At 67.5% G+C, this 15,271-nt stretch carries 12 protein-coding genes; 6 read left to right on the plus strand and 6 right to left on the minus strand.

Translation table 11 applies throughout. The annotated features are described in order from the left end of the window. Positions 1 to 54: 54 nt before the first annotated feature. Positions 55 to 1,650, plus strand: a complete 1,596-nt coding sequence (locus D7V93_RS00860; protein ID WP_120641497.1) for a S8 family peptidase — start codon at positions 55 to 57, stop codon at positions 1,648 to 1,650. A 237-nt stretch (positions 1,651 to 1,887) separates the two neighbouring features. Here the strand turns inward: D7V93_RS00860 and D7V93_RS00865 are convergent, their stop codons facing one another. From D7V93_RS00865 to D7V93_RS47240, 4 genes are read right to left on the minus strand one after another with little or no spacing between them, the layout of a single operon-like run. Continuing rightward, positions 1,888 to 4,590, minus strand: a complete 2,703-nt coding sequence (locus D7V93_RS00865) for a DEAD/DEAH box helicase family protein (protein ID WP_244237041.1) — start codon at positions 4,588 to 4,590, stop codon at positions 1,888 to 1,890. After that, positions 4,587 to 6,530 (minus strand): phospholipase D-like domain-containing protein, encoded by a 1,944-nt coding sequence (locus D7V93_RS46360; RefSeq protein ID WP_244237042.1) that lies wholly within the window; start codon positions 6,528 to 6,530, stop codon positions 4,587 to 4,589. Before D7V93_RS46360 ends, D7V93_RS00865 begins: the two co-directional genes overlap by 4 nt. Beyond that, entirely contained in the window at positions 6,527 to 7,819 is a 1,293-nt protein-coding gene (locus tag D7V93_RS00870) for a hypothetical protein (RefSeq protein WP_147450986.1), read from the minus strand. Before D7V93_RS00870 ends, D7V93_RS46360 begins: the two co-directional genes overlap by 4 nt. A 12-nt stretch (positions 7,820 to 7,831) precedes the next feature. After that, entirely contained in the window at positions 7,832 to 7,966 is a 135-nt protein-coding gene (locus tag D7V93_RS47240) for a hypothetical protein (protein WP_279636839.1), read from the minus strand. Between the two features lie 145 nt (positions 7,967 to 8,111). On the opposite strand from D7V93_RS47240, the gene D7V93_RS00875 reads away from it, so the two are divergent. The 5 genes from D7V93_RS00875 to D7V93_RS00895 all read left to right on the plus strand — a co-directional run bounded on the left by D7V93_RS00875 (position 8,112) and on the right by D7V93_RS00895 (position 13,573). Further along, positions 8,112 to 9,620, plus strand: coding sequence for an HD domain-containing phosphohydrolase (locus tag D7V93_RS00875; RefSeq protein WP_120641500.1), 1,509 nt, complete (start codon positions 8,112 to 8,114; stop codon positions 9,618 to 9,620). Between the two features lie 51 nt (positions 9,621 to 9,671). Further along, on the plus strand, positions 9,672 to 10,637 hold the full coding sequence (locus D7V93_RS00880; protein WP_120641501.1) for an alpha/beta hydrolase: 966 nt from the start codon (positions 9,672 to 9,674) through the stop codon (positions 10,635 to 10,637). A gap of 155 nt (positions 10,638 to 10,792) precedes the next feature. Further along, positions 10,793 to 12,337, plus strand: a complete 1,545-nt coding sequence (locus D7V93_RS00885) for a hypothetical protein (RefSeq protein ID WP_120641502.1) — start codon at positions 10,793 to 10,795, stop codon at positions 12,335 to 12,337. Between the two features lie 3 nt (positions 12,338 to 12,340). After that, on the plus strand, positions 12,341 to 12,760 hold the full coding sequence (locus D7V93_RS00890; RefSeq protein ID WP_120641503.1) for a hypothetical protein: 420 nt from the start codon (positions 12,341 to 12,343) through the stop codon (positions 12,758 to 12,760). A 36-nt stretch (positions 12,761 to 12,796) separates the two neighbouring features. Beyond that, positions 12,797 to 13,573, plus strand: a complete 777-nt coding sequence (locus tag D7V93_RS00895) for a hypothetical protein (protein ID WP_120641504.1) — start codon at positions 12,797 to 12,799, stop codon at positions 13,571 to 13,573. A gap of 188 nt (positions 13,574 to 13,761) precedes the next feature. Here D7V93_RS00895 and D7V93_RS00900 read toward each other — a convergent pair whose 3' ends face one another. After that, on the minus strand, positions 13,762 to 14,733 hold the full coding sequence (locus D7V93_RS00900; RefSeq protein ID WP_120641505.1) for an RNA ligase family protein: 972 nt from the start codon (positions 14,731 to 14,733) through the stop codon (positions 13,762 to 13,764). Between the two features lie 69 nt (positions 14,734 to 14,802). Next, a partial coding sequence (locus tag D7V93_RS00905) for a hypothetical protein (RefSeq protein WP_208722884.1) occupies positions 14,803 to 15,271 on the minus strand: 469 nt, incomplete at its 5' end.

Consider the following 15,271-nt stretch of genomic DNA (forward strand, 5'->3'; position numbering starts at 1 on the left):
AGTGTCCTCGCGGGCCCTGCTCACGTCCCTCGTCACTCGAACTGGAGCAATCCCATGCCGAAGACCTCTTCTCCCTCCCTGCGCCCGCTGCGTGGCGCGCTGGCGGGCCTGGCCCTGGTGGCCCTGGCCCCCGCCGCCGGAGCGACTCCACGGGCCCTGGCACCGCGCGCCGCCGTGGTGAAGCACACCGGGCACGAGCTGGCCGCCGGCACTCCCGTGGAGCGCCTGGTGGTGAAGTTCCACGAGGGCAGCCGCGTTCGCCTGCGTGACAATGCCCTGGTGGCCCTCGTCTCCGAGCGCTCCTCTTCTGAACGCAGCCTGTTCTTCGGCCGCGGGATGTCCGAAGCCCGGCTCACGGAGGACCTGCGCTCCGTGGAGGCCCTGCTGGACCGCGCGCCGCGGACCCGGGGCCCGCAGCGGTTGCTCCAGGAAGACGAGGCCGCGCTGGAGGCGCGCAAGACCTCCGGTGAGGCGCTGAGCGGTGAGCAACTGGCGGACCTCAACCTGTACTTCCAGGTGCCGCTGCTGCCGGGCACCACTTCCGAGCGAGTGGCGGACGTCGTCGCCGCGCTCAACGCGCTGGACACCGTGGAGGTGGCCTACGCCGAACCTCCTGTCGAGGATGCCGCGGTGAACACGGGCCTGGACGCGGCGCTGCGGGGCGTGCTGGCCGCCGCCGACCTCCCGCCCACCACGCCGCTGTACACGGCCAACCAGGGCTACCTCAACGTGGCCCCGGGCGGCATCGATGCGAACTACGCGTGGACGGTGGCCGGCGGCACCGGCACGAACGTGCGCATCGTGGACGTGGAGACGGGCTGGAACCGGTCGCACGAGGACATGCCGACCCTCTTCTATGTGGGCGCTGCGGGGACCGTCAGCGACCACGGCACCGCCGTGCTCGGAGAGCTGGTGGCGGCGAACAACGCCTACGGAATGAAGGGCATCGCCTACGGGGCCCAGATGGGCGTTGAATCCCATACTCCGCAGGGCCTGACGAGTGCCCTCTCCAAGGCCGTCACCGCAGCGGGCCCGGGAGGCATCGTGCTCGTCGAGGTCCACCGCCTGGGCCCCAATGACGGCACGGCGTGCACGTGCAACACCAGCCAGTGCCACTACATCGCCGTGGAGTACTGGCAAGCCGAATACGACATCATCCGCAACGCCACCGCCAACGGCGTCATCGTCGTGGAGGCGGCCGGCAACGGCAGCGCCAACCTGGATGCCGCTGCCTACGCGGGGCTCTTCAACCGCGCCACGCGCGACTCGGGCGCCATCATCGTCGGCGCGAGCACGGCCACCACGCGCGCGCCCATGTGCTGGACCAACTTCGGCGGCCGCGTGGACGTCCACGGTTGGGGTGAGCGCGTGGCCTCGATGGGCTACGGCGACCTGTTCGGCTCCACCTATGGCGTCAACCAGTACTACACGGCCACCTTCAGCGGAACCTCCAGCGCCTCGCCCATCGTCACGGGCGCGGCCGCCAGCGCACAGGGGGTGGCGCGCGCCAATGGCCGGCTCCTGACGTCCGTGCAGATGCGCGGCCTGCTGCGTAACAACGGCACCGCCCAGGCTGCGGACACCCGGCAGATTGGCCCGCTGCCCGACCTGCGCAAGATGCTGCCCAAGGTCATCTCCGGCAACTACTGACAGCAGGCTTCAGCAGGGTAGGGCAACCGCTCGCCGCAGGCTGAAAACGAGCCTGTGGCGAGCGCACCCTCGAAGCGGTGGGGGGAGACCGCCTGCGGAAGGTTCAGTAGACAGAGGGCACCTTCCGCGCCTCCCGACTCTCGAAGGGGAAAGGCGGCGTGGCAGGGGCGTCCTTCTCCCGCGGGCACCATCCGTTCTGACCACGCCCGGATTGTAGCTGGCGAAGCGTTGAAGCTGTCAGGACTCGCGGGGGCGGCGCGGGTCGAAGTTGGGGGCTGCCGCTCGCAACTCCGCTCGTAACGATTCGGGAACTGACTGCCAGGATGTGGCGGGGAGCAAGCTTCCGAAGAGTGTTGCATCGAAGGTGTGCTGCCGTTGTCGTACGAGATCCCACTGGAATGCGTCGTAGGTCCCTTCGAGCATGACCTGTCGAACCTCAATGAGCGGCATGGGGCCACTCATCGCGCTCCGCTTCCATTGGTCGTACATGTGCCACCAGCGACTGTTGAGCCGATCCACACGGCCGACCTGCTGCTCGAGGCTCGCGGGGTTCCACTCCGCGTGGAACTGCACGACGACCCTGCAGGCCAAATGCAGGTTCAACCCTTCGCGCCCGACCTGGCTCTGTGCGATCAGGACCTGCGGGCAACCGCTTTGCCGGTTGAAGCCAGCCTGCAACGAGCGCCGCGTCGGCCATTTCGTATCGCCATTCATCAATCGGCAGAAGCCGGTTTGCCGGCCCTGTACTTCGTTCCACTCGAGGTCGATCCATTCGACGAATTGCTTGTATTTGCTTTCGTCATGCTCGCCTTCCTCGACGTCGGAGTCGGTCGCAATGGCCGGCTCTACATGGTCGTGCCAGATACGGGTGATCAGCGTGCCCAGCAGTTCCTCCGAAGGGGGATCAGAACGACCCCCTACCAGCCAATCGTCCAGAAGTAGCGTACGGATGATCTCGCGCAGGCGCTCGCGATCATTCGCGCCCAGCATTGCGAATCGTTCCTGCACCAGTGCGTCGGTGTGCTTGCGGACGTGCCTGGAGATGTCGTCGCGAATCTTCCGGTACCGACTGTGTGCCTCAAGCGCCAAACGTTTGAACTCCGCCAGGGTCCATGTCTTCCCTGCAAGCCTCCCCGTCAGACTCTTCTCGCGCTGCATGCTCTCCATGTTTCGGAAGGCCACTGCGAGCAGGGGCTCATCTTCATGGAGAGAGAAAGCGATGGGCGCACCGCCGTCGAGGCTCCGGACGCAGTGTCTGGCGTTGAGGACATCGCGGAGCCGCCGCATGGGCAAGGTGAAGACTCCGAACACGAGCACCTTCTCGGACTCCTTGAGCCCCGTCCAGGCCTCGATGGCTTCTACGACGCTCAGGATCCGCGGGTGCTCCGAGTCGGGATGGTAGCCGGTGATTCCAGATTCCAGGGCGCTCCTATTGAGTTCCTGCCGGGAGTCCCGGAACTTCTTGCGCCAGTACGCAAGACGCTCCAGTTTTGCCGCAGTCCTTGGGTCCACGGGCGACGGAGTGCTCTGAAGCCAGTCATCGTCCTCGAGCTCGTCGGCACTCACCAGCCCGTTTGCAAGCTTGGTGTAGAGCACCTTGGCTCGGGTACCGACAATGGACTCATCCAAACCCCGTGCCGCATGAGAATAGCCCTCCAGCGCAGTCAGCATCGGACGCCACGCATCGCTCTGCCCGGCGGCCAGTCTTTTCAGCGGAACGAGGTGGCGCTCGGTCCGCCGATGAGGGTGTGCCAGTTCCCGCGCCTCGGGGCGATGGGCGCGGAGATCCTCGAGCTGCGCCTGGTCGAGCAGCCGGCGGCGGGTGACAAATGGCTCCAGTTGCTGCTGGAAGCACTCAGCCGCCGAGATGAGATCTTTGATCGTAGAGGGCTGGTCCGGGGTGCTCTTGGCTGCTTTGAGACAGCGGTGCAGCGCGTCGATGGCCCGCAGGATCGGCCCACGCGGCGCATGGATCTGTGCGCGGGCGAGCAGATCTCCCCAGTCGTGAGGCGCCAGCTCCATGGGCGTGGCTGTCAGACAGATCCGTCGGCTGCGATGTCCCTGTCCGAGCATCTGCAACAACGAGGGCAGCTGCTTCCAGGCCCTACGGGTGGATTTCTCCTCACCGTCCTCGAATGTCTCCTCGCGGCTCTTGTGGGCTTCGTCGATTACGATGAGATCGAATCTTCCAAGCCAGAGGCCCAGTAGCTCACTCACGACGGAGTGCGCCTCCTTGCCTTGGCAGAGGCTCTCGCAGAGTTCCCGGTTGTCCTTCTCAGGCTTCAGGAGTGGCAGTGCTTCGAGGCGCTGCAGCAGCGGCTGGCGGTCATGAACCAGGGGCGCTACACGTTCGGCCATCCTCAACAGGTTGCGCCACCACGCATGGTCCTTGGCATGTTTCCGGGCATGGTTGGAGATGTGACCAACGGAGGTGCGGCCATCGGCGACAATGTTCGGAGGCTCCAGGAAGAGGCGAACCAAGGAGGGGAACGCGATTTTACTGCCATGACTCCGGTGCGTCACTCGCGGATACCTGAACCCGTGTGAGATGAGCCACCACTCGGGCCCATCGGTGGGAGAGGGGCTCTCGTCTTCCTCCAGCCACTGAGGCAGGGTGGTGAGTTCTCGGGGGCCCTGCGCGTCCGGGAACAGCGCCCGGTACTCGGCGCGCCACTGGTGGATCAATCCACGTGGCACGAGGACCGCGGCCCGTCCCCCTTCGGCAAGGACCGCCTTGATGACCGCACAGGCAATGGTTGTCTTTCCAGTGCCCACCTCATCGGCGACAATCAATCCATGGCGGGGCAGCCGGGTCGCGACAAAGGACAACGTGGCGCGCTGATCCTCCCGGAGCGTGCGGCCCTTGTTTCCCCGGCCGGTGGCGTGTTCGCGCGCAAGCTCCTCCAGCCGGGCCGCGACCCGGTCCCAGTCCACGCTCATACCCGGAGTCCCCAGCTTTGGACGGAGTGTTCGATGATGCTCCGGTAGCGCCGGGCCTGCGGAGAAGTCATCCCAGGGGGCCGGAAACCCGGAGCCAGGAGTGTCTCCATCAGGTCCAGTCCCAAACCCTTCCATCCAGATGTCTGTCCTGGAGTGAAGGTGGCCGGCAGCAGTGTCTCCAGATGCAAGAGCCAATCCTCCAGTTGGTCGAGAAGAAGCCCACTCTGGTGTGTTCCCAATCCCTCGAGAAACTCCATCACTGTGTGAAGGGGATATTGGCGGGGCTCGGTCGAGCCTTCGATATGGCGGCGCGGCGGGCCGTCTGTCGAGGGCTCTTCTGGGTCGATCGGGTCGCTTCCTTCTGGCGTGTCGGTGTCCTCATCTCCTTCCGAATCAATTGGGAACTCCAGCAGCGCGGCCAGGGCCTCTTCGAAAGATCGCGGTGATGGGGGAGGAAGACAGTAATGGCCTAGCTCGGACTCTACCGGGATGGTCCACACGGGCCCAGTACCCTGTTCGTTCGAGATATCCAGGGTGGCTGGGAAGTGCGCAGTCGCGAACGGGAGGTACGCGCTGGGTTGGAGTTCGACACACGCGTCAGTCGCGTCGGGCTCACCCGAGGCCCAGCGGATGCGGACGGTGGTGCCGGGCTCCAGGTCATCACGCCATGCCAGTTCCAAGCGGGGGCCTCCTCCTGGCGCGTCAGAACGAGCCCAGGCTCTCAAGATCGGTGGCACGGAGATGAGAGAGTCGAGGTCGATGCTCTCTTCGGGAGAGGGGTTTCTTTCTGAGAGTTCGTTCGTCGGGGCAGGGTCGCTGGAAAGGAACAACGTGGACATGAGAAGGAAGTCCTCAACCGGACCCGGGACGTCGAGGACGACGCCGGTCTCGATGTTCCCCTGCGTCGCCGCCGACAGCAGCAGCCCTCGGCGGCTGAGATTCCCGGAGCCCAGGTAGAGCCACCCGTTGCTGCAGCTCGCCTCACGTCGGTAGCCCACGTAGATGAACTTGGCGTGCAAGTCGCGGGAAGCTCTTGATGCCGCATCCAGGGGAAGTACGAGGTGCCAGCCATCGGTTTCGGTCTGTGCCTGCCACCAGGGGGCAACAGCCCCGGCGGTCTTGGGATTGGCTGTCAGGACCCGCATGGCGCTCGAAGATACCAGCGTTTCGAGTTGCCTCAGGACGTCGGGCTTGCGCCCATGCACAAGGGCTGCTGGTTCTTCAAAGAATCCAGAGCCGCACATGAGCAGGTTCTTCCGCGGCTGCGAAGCGTGCCGGGTCTGCAACTGGGACAGCAGCGACTCATCCCACGAGGCCATGAAGCGCGGGCGCGTGGATCGTGGTGCGACTTCGTCCACCTTGTCGAGAAGGTCATGATACCGGCGGGCGAGCAATGAGCGGCTCTGCCCCCTCCGGGGAACATGATACCGCTCCGCGAGAGTCTGGATGAAAGCCCGGGCGGCGGCCAGATCCGAGAGGTCCTCCTCGGATGTCTCCTCGCTGTCTCTGTCGAGATGGACATCGATCATCCACAGCAATTCCAGTTGGTGCCTTGCGGAGCGCTCGGTCCAATTGGCGGTGGTGACTGCCAGCCGCAGTATGCTGGGCCGGGTATGCCGCCCAGGCCCGAAGGCGAGGAGCGCCAGCTTCGCGTGGAGGAGGTTCTTACCTGCGGACACCCTGGGCTGGAATTCGTGGAGCCCCGGGATCGTGAGCGGACCATAGGTCTTCTGGCGTTGAGTGGTCGGGTGGGCGTCGAGGAACAGGTAGGCAAACGGACAGCCAGAGTGGGTGCGGCGATTGCGGCCTAGCCCGGTGAACCGATGCATGGCGGACCGCAGGAATCCCTCCGTTCCGCTCATGGAGACCAGGATGGCGGTCTGCCCCATGAGCCCGGAGGGTGGGCTGAAGGGGTCGAGCAGGGTCGTGCGCAGGCTCATGGCACGGCGTCCATTCCGCAATCCTTCACAAGCGAGAAGAGGTTGACCAGGCGGAAGGTTCGCCCATCGTCGGTGCGCGCATCCAGATCGGTGGTTCCGTCCTGGTCAGTGGCGTCCTCTTCGTTGTCGAGCACACGGAAGAGCGAGCCTGGGTGGAGCTCTCCATCGCTCAACTGCAGGATCTGGCCGTCGAGCGACACGAGCCAGGACAGCAGCTCCCCACCAGAACGCGCTTGGACTCCGAGCGCGAACCGGAGAGCGTCCGCGTGGCCAACAGCTGGAAGCTTCTCGTGTTGCTTGTGGTACTTCTGCGCACTTTCGCTGAGCTGCTCCATGGCTCGGCGGATCTCCTTCCGCGCGGCAGCATCCGCAGGAAGTACGGCTCCCACCTGCTCGATGAGCCTGGTCAGGTGGGCGAGCACCCGCAGTGCGGCGGTGAAGAGCGCTCCGAAGCTCCGAGCCAGGGCGATCCCGGATGCCTGCAGGGCCTCCTTCTTGCCTTGCTCGCGCAGTGCGGGGAGGAGTGATTTCTCGATGTCCGGGAACGTTTCCTCCTGCAGGAAGATCTTGGCGAGTGCACGTCGCTTCTCACTACCCGGGGTATCGACTCCGGCCAGCCGCTTCCAGATGATTTCACGCTCGTCGTCGGACGCGTGCTCTGGAGAGAGCGCCAGCCTCACGCTGGGTCCACGGTATCCGTCGGCTCCGGCGATCCACCGCAACAACCAGTTCTTCAGGGGCGGCTTGCCTGCGGATTGCGAGAGATATGCCTGGGCCAACTGCTCCCCGGGGCCGGTGAGGACCATCGAGGAGTATCGGCTGCCACTGGCAAGCCCCAACCCCGCGTGTTCACCCAGTGCACGAACGGCGGCTTGTCGGTAGGTATTCTGGACATAGTGGGCCCGAGTCCGGAGCGAGTCATAATCCCAGATGGACGCTCCGTTCTGCCCCTGATCCCGGGTGAACGCTCGCACTCCGATGATTCGTTTGGAATCAGAGCCCTCGCCTTCGATGAACTCCAGCTTGCACGCAAGGGCTTCAATGCCGCTGGCGATGTCCGCAGCTGTCCGGCCTGGGCGGCCATCCGGTGGCAAGTCGGGGCGCAGTGCGAGCGCCGCCACAGGCCAGCAGAGCTGGCGAAGGAACCAAACCCGGCCAATCCCCGGGACGACCTGCTCCCGGAAGTGAAGGTCGGCGCTCCTTAATCCAAGCGTGATGGTGGCTCGATCAGACGTCGCGTCGGTGGCCGCGAGGGGAAACCAGGGAAAGGCGTGTTCGTGTTCGGCCATACAGCCCAACATCTAGCGCATCTCCATCGAGCTGTGGTGGGGCGTGCCGACCTGGTGGATGGACAGGCCCCCGATGAGGGCCTTGGCCTCGGAGGGGGCCGTGGGCGTGGTCCACTCGGCGAAGGTGTAGCTGGTGTGCGCGGGCAAGAGGGGGCTCTGGGCCCAGTAGGTTCACGCGCCCGCGCTGTTCCGGTCGTGATGCCCCAACAGGCCTTCCACCCTTCCTCTCCTCCGCTTCGGGCCCAGTTCCGCTGTGCTCCGGACACTTGCTCCGTGCCAAGCTCCTCCCGTGATGAACCTGCGCCAGGATCCGGTGGCTTCGCTGTCCGCGTTGTCCTCCGTGCTCGACCTCGCCAATGGGCTGGAGGGGGAGAAGAGCCTGCTGACCGGCCTGTTCGCGCTGGAGCTGGCTTTGGAAGGCGGCCTGTCCCGGGCTGACGCGCGGTCCGCGTTCTACGTGGGCCTGCTGCGCCACCTGGGCTGCACCGCCTACGCCGCCGAGGAGTCGCGGCTGGGCAACGACGTGCACCTGCGCCGCAACCTGCTGCGCGGGGATGCGGGCCGTCCCCAACATGTCGTGCGCTCGGTCCTGGACGCCAATTCCAGCCTGCCCCGCCGCGCCGCCGGACTGGCGCGCCTGCTGACGTCCTCGCGGCGGCTGCGCTCGGAATGGTTCGCGGAGGCGTGTGGCGCGGCGCGGCTGCTCGCCTCCGGCCTGGGGCTGGACGCGCGGGTCCTCCAGGGACTCGATGAGGTGTACGAGCGCTGGGACGGCGCGGGCGGCCCCCGACTGCTGGGCGGCACGGACCTGCTCGAAGTCGGTCGCGTCGCGCAGGCGGCGCATGTGGCCGTCGTCTTCTTCGTCGGCTCGGGCGTGGCCGTGGCGCAGGAAGCCCTGGCGCTGCAAGCCGGGACGACGCTGGACCCGGCGTGGGCGAAGCGGGCCCTGGCCGCGATCGCCTCGCTCCAGACCTTGTCGGAGGCGCGCATCGAGGCGGCGGAAGCGTGCCTGCTCGAAGTGCCACCCACCCTCGACGCTGCCGCGCTGGCGACGACCTTCGGGGACTTCGCGGACCTGCAGAGCCCCTTCACCCGCGGACACTCACGGCGCGTGGCGGAGGCGTGCGCCTGCGCCGCGCCCCGCCTGGGCCTGGACGCGGCGGAGCAGGCCACGCTTCAGCTCGCGGCGTACCTGCATGACCTGGGACACGTGACCCTGCCCACCGGCCTGTGGCTGCAACCCGACTGGTCCCCCTCGGACCGGGAGACGTCCCGGGCCCATGCCCACGCCACCGAGCAGCTGCTCACCGCCACGCCCATGCTGCGGGACGCGGCGCGGCTCGCGGGCGCGCATCACGAGCGACTGGATGGCGGAGGCTATCCCCGGGGCCTCGCGCCCGCGGGCCTGTCCCGCGCCGCGCGACTGCTCGCGGTGGCCGACGTCTGGGTCGCGCTCCAGGAGGAGCGGCCCCACCGTCCCGCGCGCGCCGTGGCCCTGGCGAAGCAGGTCCTGGAGGTCGAGGTGAAGGCGGGCCGGCTTGATGCGGATTGCGTCGCGGTGCTGGCCGGGACGAAGGAGCTCCGGCGCGCCCCCGAGCCCGGCCCCACGTCCGCGCTGACGCCTCGTGAGGTGGACGTGCTGCGCCTGCTGGCGGGCGGAGCGACGAACAAGGAGATCGCCGGGAAGCTCGGGGTGTCGGACCGCACGGTGCAGCACCACACCATCCACATCTACGAAAAGCTGGGCGTGAGCACCCGCGCGGGCGCCTCACTGGTGGCCGCGCGCGCCGGCATCGTGTGATCCGCCATCTGGCCGATGTGGGGCTGGGCACCGCATGGTGCATTGGGCCCCATGAACAAGCCCTTCCCCGTCGTCCCCTTGCTCAGCACCCTGGCCGCGCTCGTCCTGTTGCAGGGTTGCGCCGCCGCGACCGCGTGCCGGACCCGGCCCTCCACGTCCCCCGGCTTCGAACGGACCGCCTCCGACGGCATGTGCCTGAGCAGCGTCCGGTGGGAGCCCCCGAAGCCGCCCGTGCGTGGCGTGGTGGTCCTCATCCACGGCCTGCGGGACTACTCCGACCGCTACGGCCGGCTCGCGCAAGCGCTTCAGGCCCAGGGCTTCGCCGTCGTCGCGCAGGACCACCGGGGCCACGGCCATTCCGGCGGTGACCGCCAGCGCATGGAGTCGATGCAGCAACTCGTGGATGACGTGGACGGCGTCGTCCAGGAGGCCCGCGCGCGACACCCAGGCGTGCCGGTGATGGTCTTCGGCCACAGCATGGGCGGGCTCATCGCCACGCACTACGTGCTCCAGCACGCCTCCGAGGTGTCCGGGCTCATCTTGAGCGGCGCGGGCATCGTGCTGCCGCCGGGGGTGTCTGGCTTCGACACGCGCCTGGCGAAGATCTTCGGCACGATCCTCCCGGGGCTGCCCGCGCAGGACCTGGACAGTCAGATGTTCCTGCACGACGGTCCGGAGAAGGAGCAGTTCCTCGCCGATCCGCTCATCACCCACGAGAAGCTGCCCGCGCGTTCCGCCAAGGCGCTCATCGCTGGCATTGAAGCGCTGGATGGGAAGTTCCAGGACCTGAAGCTCCCACTGCTGGTGGTGCATGGCGGCGAGGACGTCATCACCTCCATCGATGGCAGCCGAGCCCTGGTGGCGCAGGCCACGAGCCCCGACAAGCGACTCATCATCTACGAGGGCCAGCGCCATGACCTCGCGCACGAGCCCGATGCGGCGAAGGTCGTCGGAGACATCGTGGGCTGGGTCGAAGCCCACGTCCCTCCAAGCGCCGCCGCGACCTCCGTTCCCTGACGCCAGGGCGTCCCTCGCGGCGAGTTCAACCCAGCCAGGAGGCAACTCACGCCGGAGCACGGCGACAATCCAATGGGTTGCCTCGATTTGGGGCAGGTCCTGGAGCCAATGTAAGTCTGATTTTTCTCGAATCCTGTTGAAGGGGGCCTGGCCGGATGAAGATTCAATCGAAGGCGCCACTGCCGGAGCCTCGCAAGGCGCTCGCGGCAGGCGAGCCGGCTCCGGCGAAGAGTCCCGGAGCGGCCCCCGCGGAGACGTCCGGTGCGACGGCACGCAAGGCGGGCTTCTCTCAGGACAGTGAGTTCAGCCGCAAACAGCCCGACGTGGCATCCACGTTCCGGCGGGAGTTTGGCGCGCTGGCTTCGGACAAGCAGCAGTTCCACGACACGATGCGGACCGTGTACGGCGAGGGCTACAACGCCATCCAGGCTGAACAGTTCCGGCAGAAGGCCCAGGGAGGCGACTTCGGCTGGCTTCCCAAGGTCAAGCTCGTGCCTCCCGAGACGTTGGAGGGGGCCTGCGGCGCCTATGACGCCGCTTCGGGGACGGTGCTGATCAACGATTCGCTGGACCCCACCCTGGCCGCCTCCACCTTCGTGGAGGAAGCGGGCCACCACCTGGACACGAAGCTCAACACCCAGGACACGGTCGGTGACGAAGGGGAGCTGTTCCGCCGCGTGCTCTCCGGCGAGAAGCTGTCGCCCGGACAGGTGTCGGAGCTCCGCGCGGAGAACGACAAGGGCACGCTCCAGATTGACGGCAAGGCCACGGAGGTCGAGTTCCGCAAGAAGGGCCTCTTCAAGCGCGCCGCCAACTTCCTCGGCGGTACGGCGAAGGCGGTGGGCAACGCCTTCAAGGACGCAGGGGAGTTCGTGGGCGGGCTGGTCGACGGCGGGGCCAAGGCCGTGGGCAAGGCGGCCACGGCGGTCTGGAAGGGGGTGCAGACGATGGCCCCCCGCGTGGGTGACGCGACGCGCAGTCTCCTGACAGGCGTGAAGAGCACCCTGGTGGGGCAGGCGCGCAACCTTTCGGAAGGCGTTGGCACCTTCTTTGGCGGCGTGGGCAAGCTCTTCCAGGGCAAGGGCGGTGAGGGCCTCAAGCAGATGGGGCTGGGACTGGTGAAGGTGTTCGTGCAGTCACCCGTCGACGTCCTGTTGATGTCGGGGGGACGCACCATCAGCGCGGTGCAGACCCTGATTGGCGTGGAGCCGCTGGGCCGCAAGCCCACCGCGGAGGAGATCGCCACCCTCCGCCAAGTCTACGGGGACAGCATCGACTACTCCGCCATGCGCATCAAGGAAGGCAAGGCCGGGCTGTTCAGCGGAACCCAACGTGCCTTCACCCACGGCGACACCATCTACATCCCGCCGGAGGACATGCCGATGACGTCGGACCTCCTGGTGCACGAGTCGGCGCACGTCTGGCAACACCAGAACGGCGGGACGGACTACATGAGCGAGGCGCTCTGGGCCCAGCACTTTGGTGCAGCCTACGAGTTCGCGGGCGCGTTGGACGCGGGCAAGACCTGGAGCGAGCTGGATCCGGAGCAGCAGGGACAATTCCTGTCGGAAGCCCAGCGCCTGGGCTACTTCAACGAGCCCGCCGGAGCCCGTCCCTTCATCGCCGAGAATGGCACGGACTACACGGCCGTCCTGGTCGATGCGCTCGCGCAGGTGCGGGCCGGCAAGGGAGCCCCCTAGCCCATGAAGTCGCCGCGCTTCGCCAGCCCGCTGTCAGCCTCCGTCCTGCTGCTGCTGCTGTTGCTGCTCTGCGCCTGCCGCCCGCGCATCCAGGTGATGCTGGTGGCGGACGCGGCGCGGCTTCCAGCCCCTCACTTCGAGGTGGAGGATCCCGAGCACCCCGACCGCCCCCGCTACGACACCGTCAAGGTGATGGACAGGTCCGGGGGGCTGCTCTGGCACCTGCGGGCCGCGCCGTTTGGCGACAGCAACAGCGTCCGAGCCCTCACCTACGGAGAGACCCCCGGAGGCTTTGAGGTGGTGGAGGGCCCCCAGGCGCTCCAGCCAGGAGGGCGCTACGCGCTCTTCGTCATCGGTGGAAATCGGGGCTCCCTCCACTTCGACGTGGACGCGGAAGGCCACGTCGTCGCCGTTCCACCGTGACGGCGGCCCGGGTCTGACTCAGGCGATGATGGGGTCATGCAACCGGAGCACTACGAAACCCTGGATGGCTCGACGCCAGACGTCACCCCGCTGGCGGCGGAGGTGGGACGCCAGCAGCCGCTGAGCGCCTTCACCCTCCTGGCGGGAGGTGACGTCTTCGAGGCGCGCGGCGGCCGCCCTCCCTCCGAGGGACCCGCCCGGGCCCGCGCCTATGTGAAGGCCCGCCTGGAGTTCAAGACGTACGGCGCCCCCGCCGCGCAGGTGCAGCGGGTGCAGGAGGAAATCGCGCGGCAGCTCTCCGGCAACCTCCAGCTCATCGCCCGGCTGGAGGCCGCCCGGCCCCTCCTGCTCGAGCTGATTCCGCCCGGCCAATCCCTGGCGAAGTATGGCTATCCCAAGGCGGTGTCACCGAGGGCCGCGGGGCTGTTCTGGGACCACCCGGATTGGCCCCGGGCACGCATCGCGCTGCGGCAGGACCAGTTGGAGTCGGAGCAGTACCTTGTCTTCCACGAGATGGCGCACGCCATCCAGGGGCTGGCCTTCACCCGGGAGGAAAGCGAACTCATCTACCGCACCGTGCTGCGCACCTACCGCAGCCGCGCGGCGGTCGACGAGGTGTTCGCCATCTACAGCGAGCGGGAGTTCGTCACCGGCGTATCCGCCCATGACCTGCGCGCCCCCGGCGTGTATGGCATGGCCCGCCAACGGTGGAACGAGGAGCACCTGTTCACCCGCTTCGTGCGCAACCTCTACTTCCCCTACAAGCCGCTTGCCGGCGGCAACGCCGGAACGGCCCCCTCCAGCTTCGGATGAGGCCGTGGCGGTTCAGAGATCGCGGAATGGGTACATTGGCGCTGCCAGCCTGAAGCCCGGGTCCTGCATGGCGCGGTCCTGGACGCCTCCCTGGGCCTTGCTCCCTGGGCCTTGGTGCCCACCCGGGCTTGCTGACCGGCCGCGCGAGCACCTCGCGGGGTGATTCCCTGAAGGAGTAGCAGGGAGCGCTAGGACGTCTGTGCAAAAGCCTCTTGCACGAGGGGCCCGGCTTGCTCGCGGATGTGCGTGGACAATCGCTCATCACTCCCGGCATCCAATGACTGACACGCCAGCGGAAACGCCAACTCCAGGTCCACCCGGACGTCCAGCTCCACCTCACCCAGCACGGCCTCCCGGCTGCCGCGCCCGCACTTCGACACCGCGCTGGCGATCCGGGCGGGATTCACCAGGCGCGAGGCCCACTCCACCAGCTGCGCGAACGAGAGGTGCTGCTGGGCGTCCCAGGCCGTGCTCTCATCGAAGCGGGCCTCGTTGAACTCCTCGATCTTCCGCTTGAAGGCGACGCGCTGGCCGGGCGCCACCTCCTGCTCGTTCTTGATGACCAGCCCCTCGGCCCAGTTGTCGGGGAGGGGAGGCAGGCCCAGCAGGGAGGGAAGGCGGGTGGGCGCGCGGGTGGGCGCGGCCTCCATCTGTGCCCGCGTTCCCCGCACCACGAGCGGCGGGGTCAGCACCCCCGCGGCGCGCGCGGCGGCTTCCACCTCCCGGTGGGAGAGCATCACGCCCTCGTCCTCGTCCGAACGGGCCACCAGCACGTCGAACAGCACCCAGCGCAGCTCCGGCGCGTACCAGATGCCCGTCTGCACCGGCATCATCCCCGGCACCGCGGGCACGTCCGGGTGTGGATACCGGCCGCCCAGCAGCTCGCCGTAGAGATAGACGCGCGCGTCGGACCTTCCCAGCGCGTGGACCACGGCGCGGGCCGCGTCGCTCAAGGACAGACGCAGCAACTGCCAGCCGAAGAAGGAGTCCCCGTCCTCCAGCCACGCCTTGCGCTTGCCAAAGTGGACCTGCCCATCCTGCACCCCGATGACGAGCTGCGCGCCGTGGAGCTTCTCCAGTGCGACCCAGGTCCCCGATGGCGAGGGCTGTCCCCGCGCGTCACCCGCCGCGGCCATCTTCAAGAAGGGACGAAAGCGCATGTCCCCAGTCTCCGCCCAAATCCTCCAGGTTCAAACCCCAGGGGGACCGCATCTGGCTGACCCATCCTGTCAGTCGTGGTACCAGCTCGCCACGTCGATGCTGAGCCCCACCACGGTGGTGTCGTCCTCGTGGGGGAGCGCGTCGCCCCCCAGCTTGAGCGTCCAGGTGTGCTGCACGAAGGCCTTCACCCATTTGTAGCCGACCTTCGCCGTCACCGCCGGCTCCGCGAAGAGCCACACGGGATCCGTCACCCGGTCGTCCACGAGGAACTCCCGCTCACGTTCCGGCTCCGTGTAGCCCTCCACGTCCAGTGAGACATACTTCACGGCGGACAGGCGCATGGAGCCGCCCACCTCGAAGTACGGCGTGACGTAGCCCAGGTTCGGCTGCACGAACGCGCGCACGCCACGAGCCGTGAAGCCGACGTCCCGGAGGGCACCGCCTCCCGCGTCGAGCTGATCACGGGCCTTGGAGCGCCCATAGCCCACGCCACCGTAGGCTTCCCACACCCCGTTCTCCAGGAAGCTGCCGTAGAGG

The sequence above is a fragment of the Corallococcus llansteffanensis genome (genome assembly GCF_003612055.1).
Classification (GTDB): Bacteria; Myxococcota; Myxococcia; order Myxococcales; family Myxococcaceae; genus Corallococcus; species Corallococcus llansteffanensis.

Excerpts from the sequence above, each read along its gene's own strand:
- D7V93_RS00870 (WP_147450986.1), bottom strand. The coding sequence starts at position 7,819 with ATGGCCGAACACGAACACGCCTTTCCCTGGTTTCCCCTCGCGGCCACC.
- D7V93_RS00865 (WP_244237041.1), bottom strand. The coding sequence starts at position 4,590 with ATGAGCGTGGACTGGGACCGGGTCGCGGCCCGGCTGGAGGAGCTTGCG.
- D7V93_RS00885 (WP_120641502.1), top strand. The coding sequence starts at position 10,793 with ATGAAGATTCAATCGAAGGCGCCACTGCCGGAGCCTCGCAAGGCGCTC.
- D7V93_RS00875 (WP_120641500.1), top strand. The coding sequence starts at position 8,112 with ATGAACCTGCGCCAGGATCCGGTGGCTTCGCTGTCCGCGTTGTCCTCC.
- D7V93_RS00895 (WP_120641504.1), top strand. The coding sequence starts at position 12,797 with ATGCAACCGGAGCACTACGAAACCCTGGATGGCTCGACGCCAGACGTC.
- D7V93_RS00860 (WP_120641497.1), top strand. The coding sequence starts at position 55 with ATGCCGAAGACCTCTTCTCCCTCCCTGCGCCCGCTGCGTGGCGCGCTG.
- D7V93_RS46360 (WP_244237042.1), bottom strand. The coding sequence starts at position 6,530 with ATGAGCCTGCGCACGACCCTGCTCGACCCCTTCAGCCCACCCTCCGGG.
- D7V93_RS00880 (WP_120641501.1), top strand. The coding sequence starts at position 9,672 with ATGAACAAGCCCTTCCCCGTCGTCCCCTTGCTCAGCACCCTGGCCGCG.
- D7V93_RS00900 (WP_120641505.1), bottom strand. The coding sequence starts at position 14,733 with ATGCGCTTTCGTCCCTTCTTGAAGATGGCCGCGGCGGGTGACGCGCGG.
- D7V93_RS00890 (WP_120641503.1), top strand. The coding sequence starts at position 12,341 with ATGAAGTCGCCGCGCTTCGCCAGCCCGCTGTCAGCCTCCGTCCTGCTG.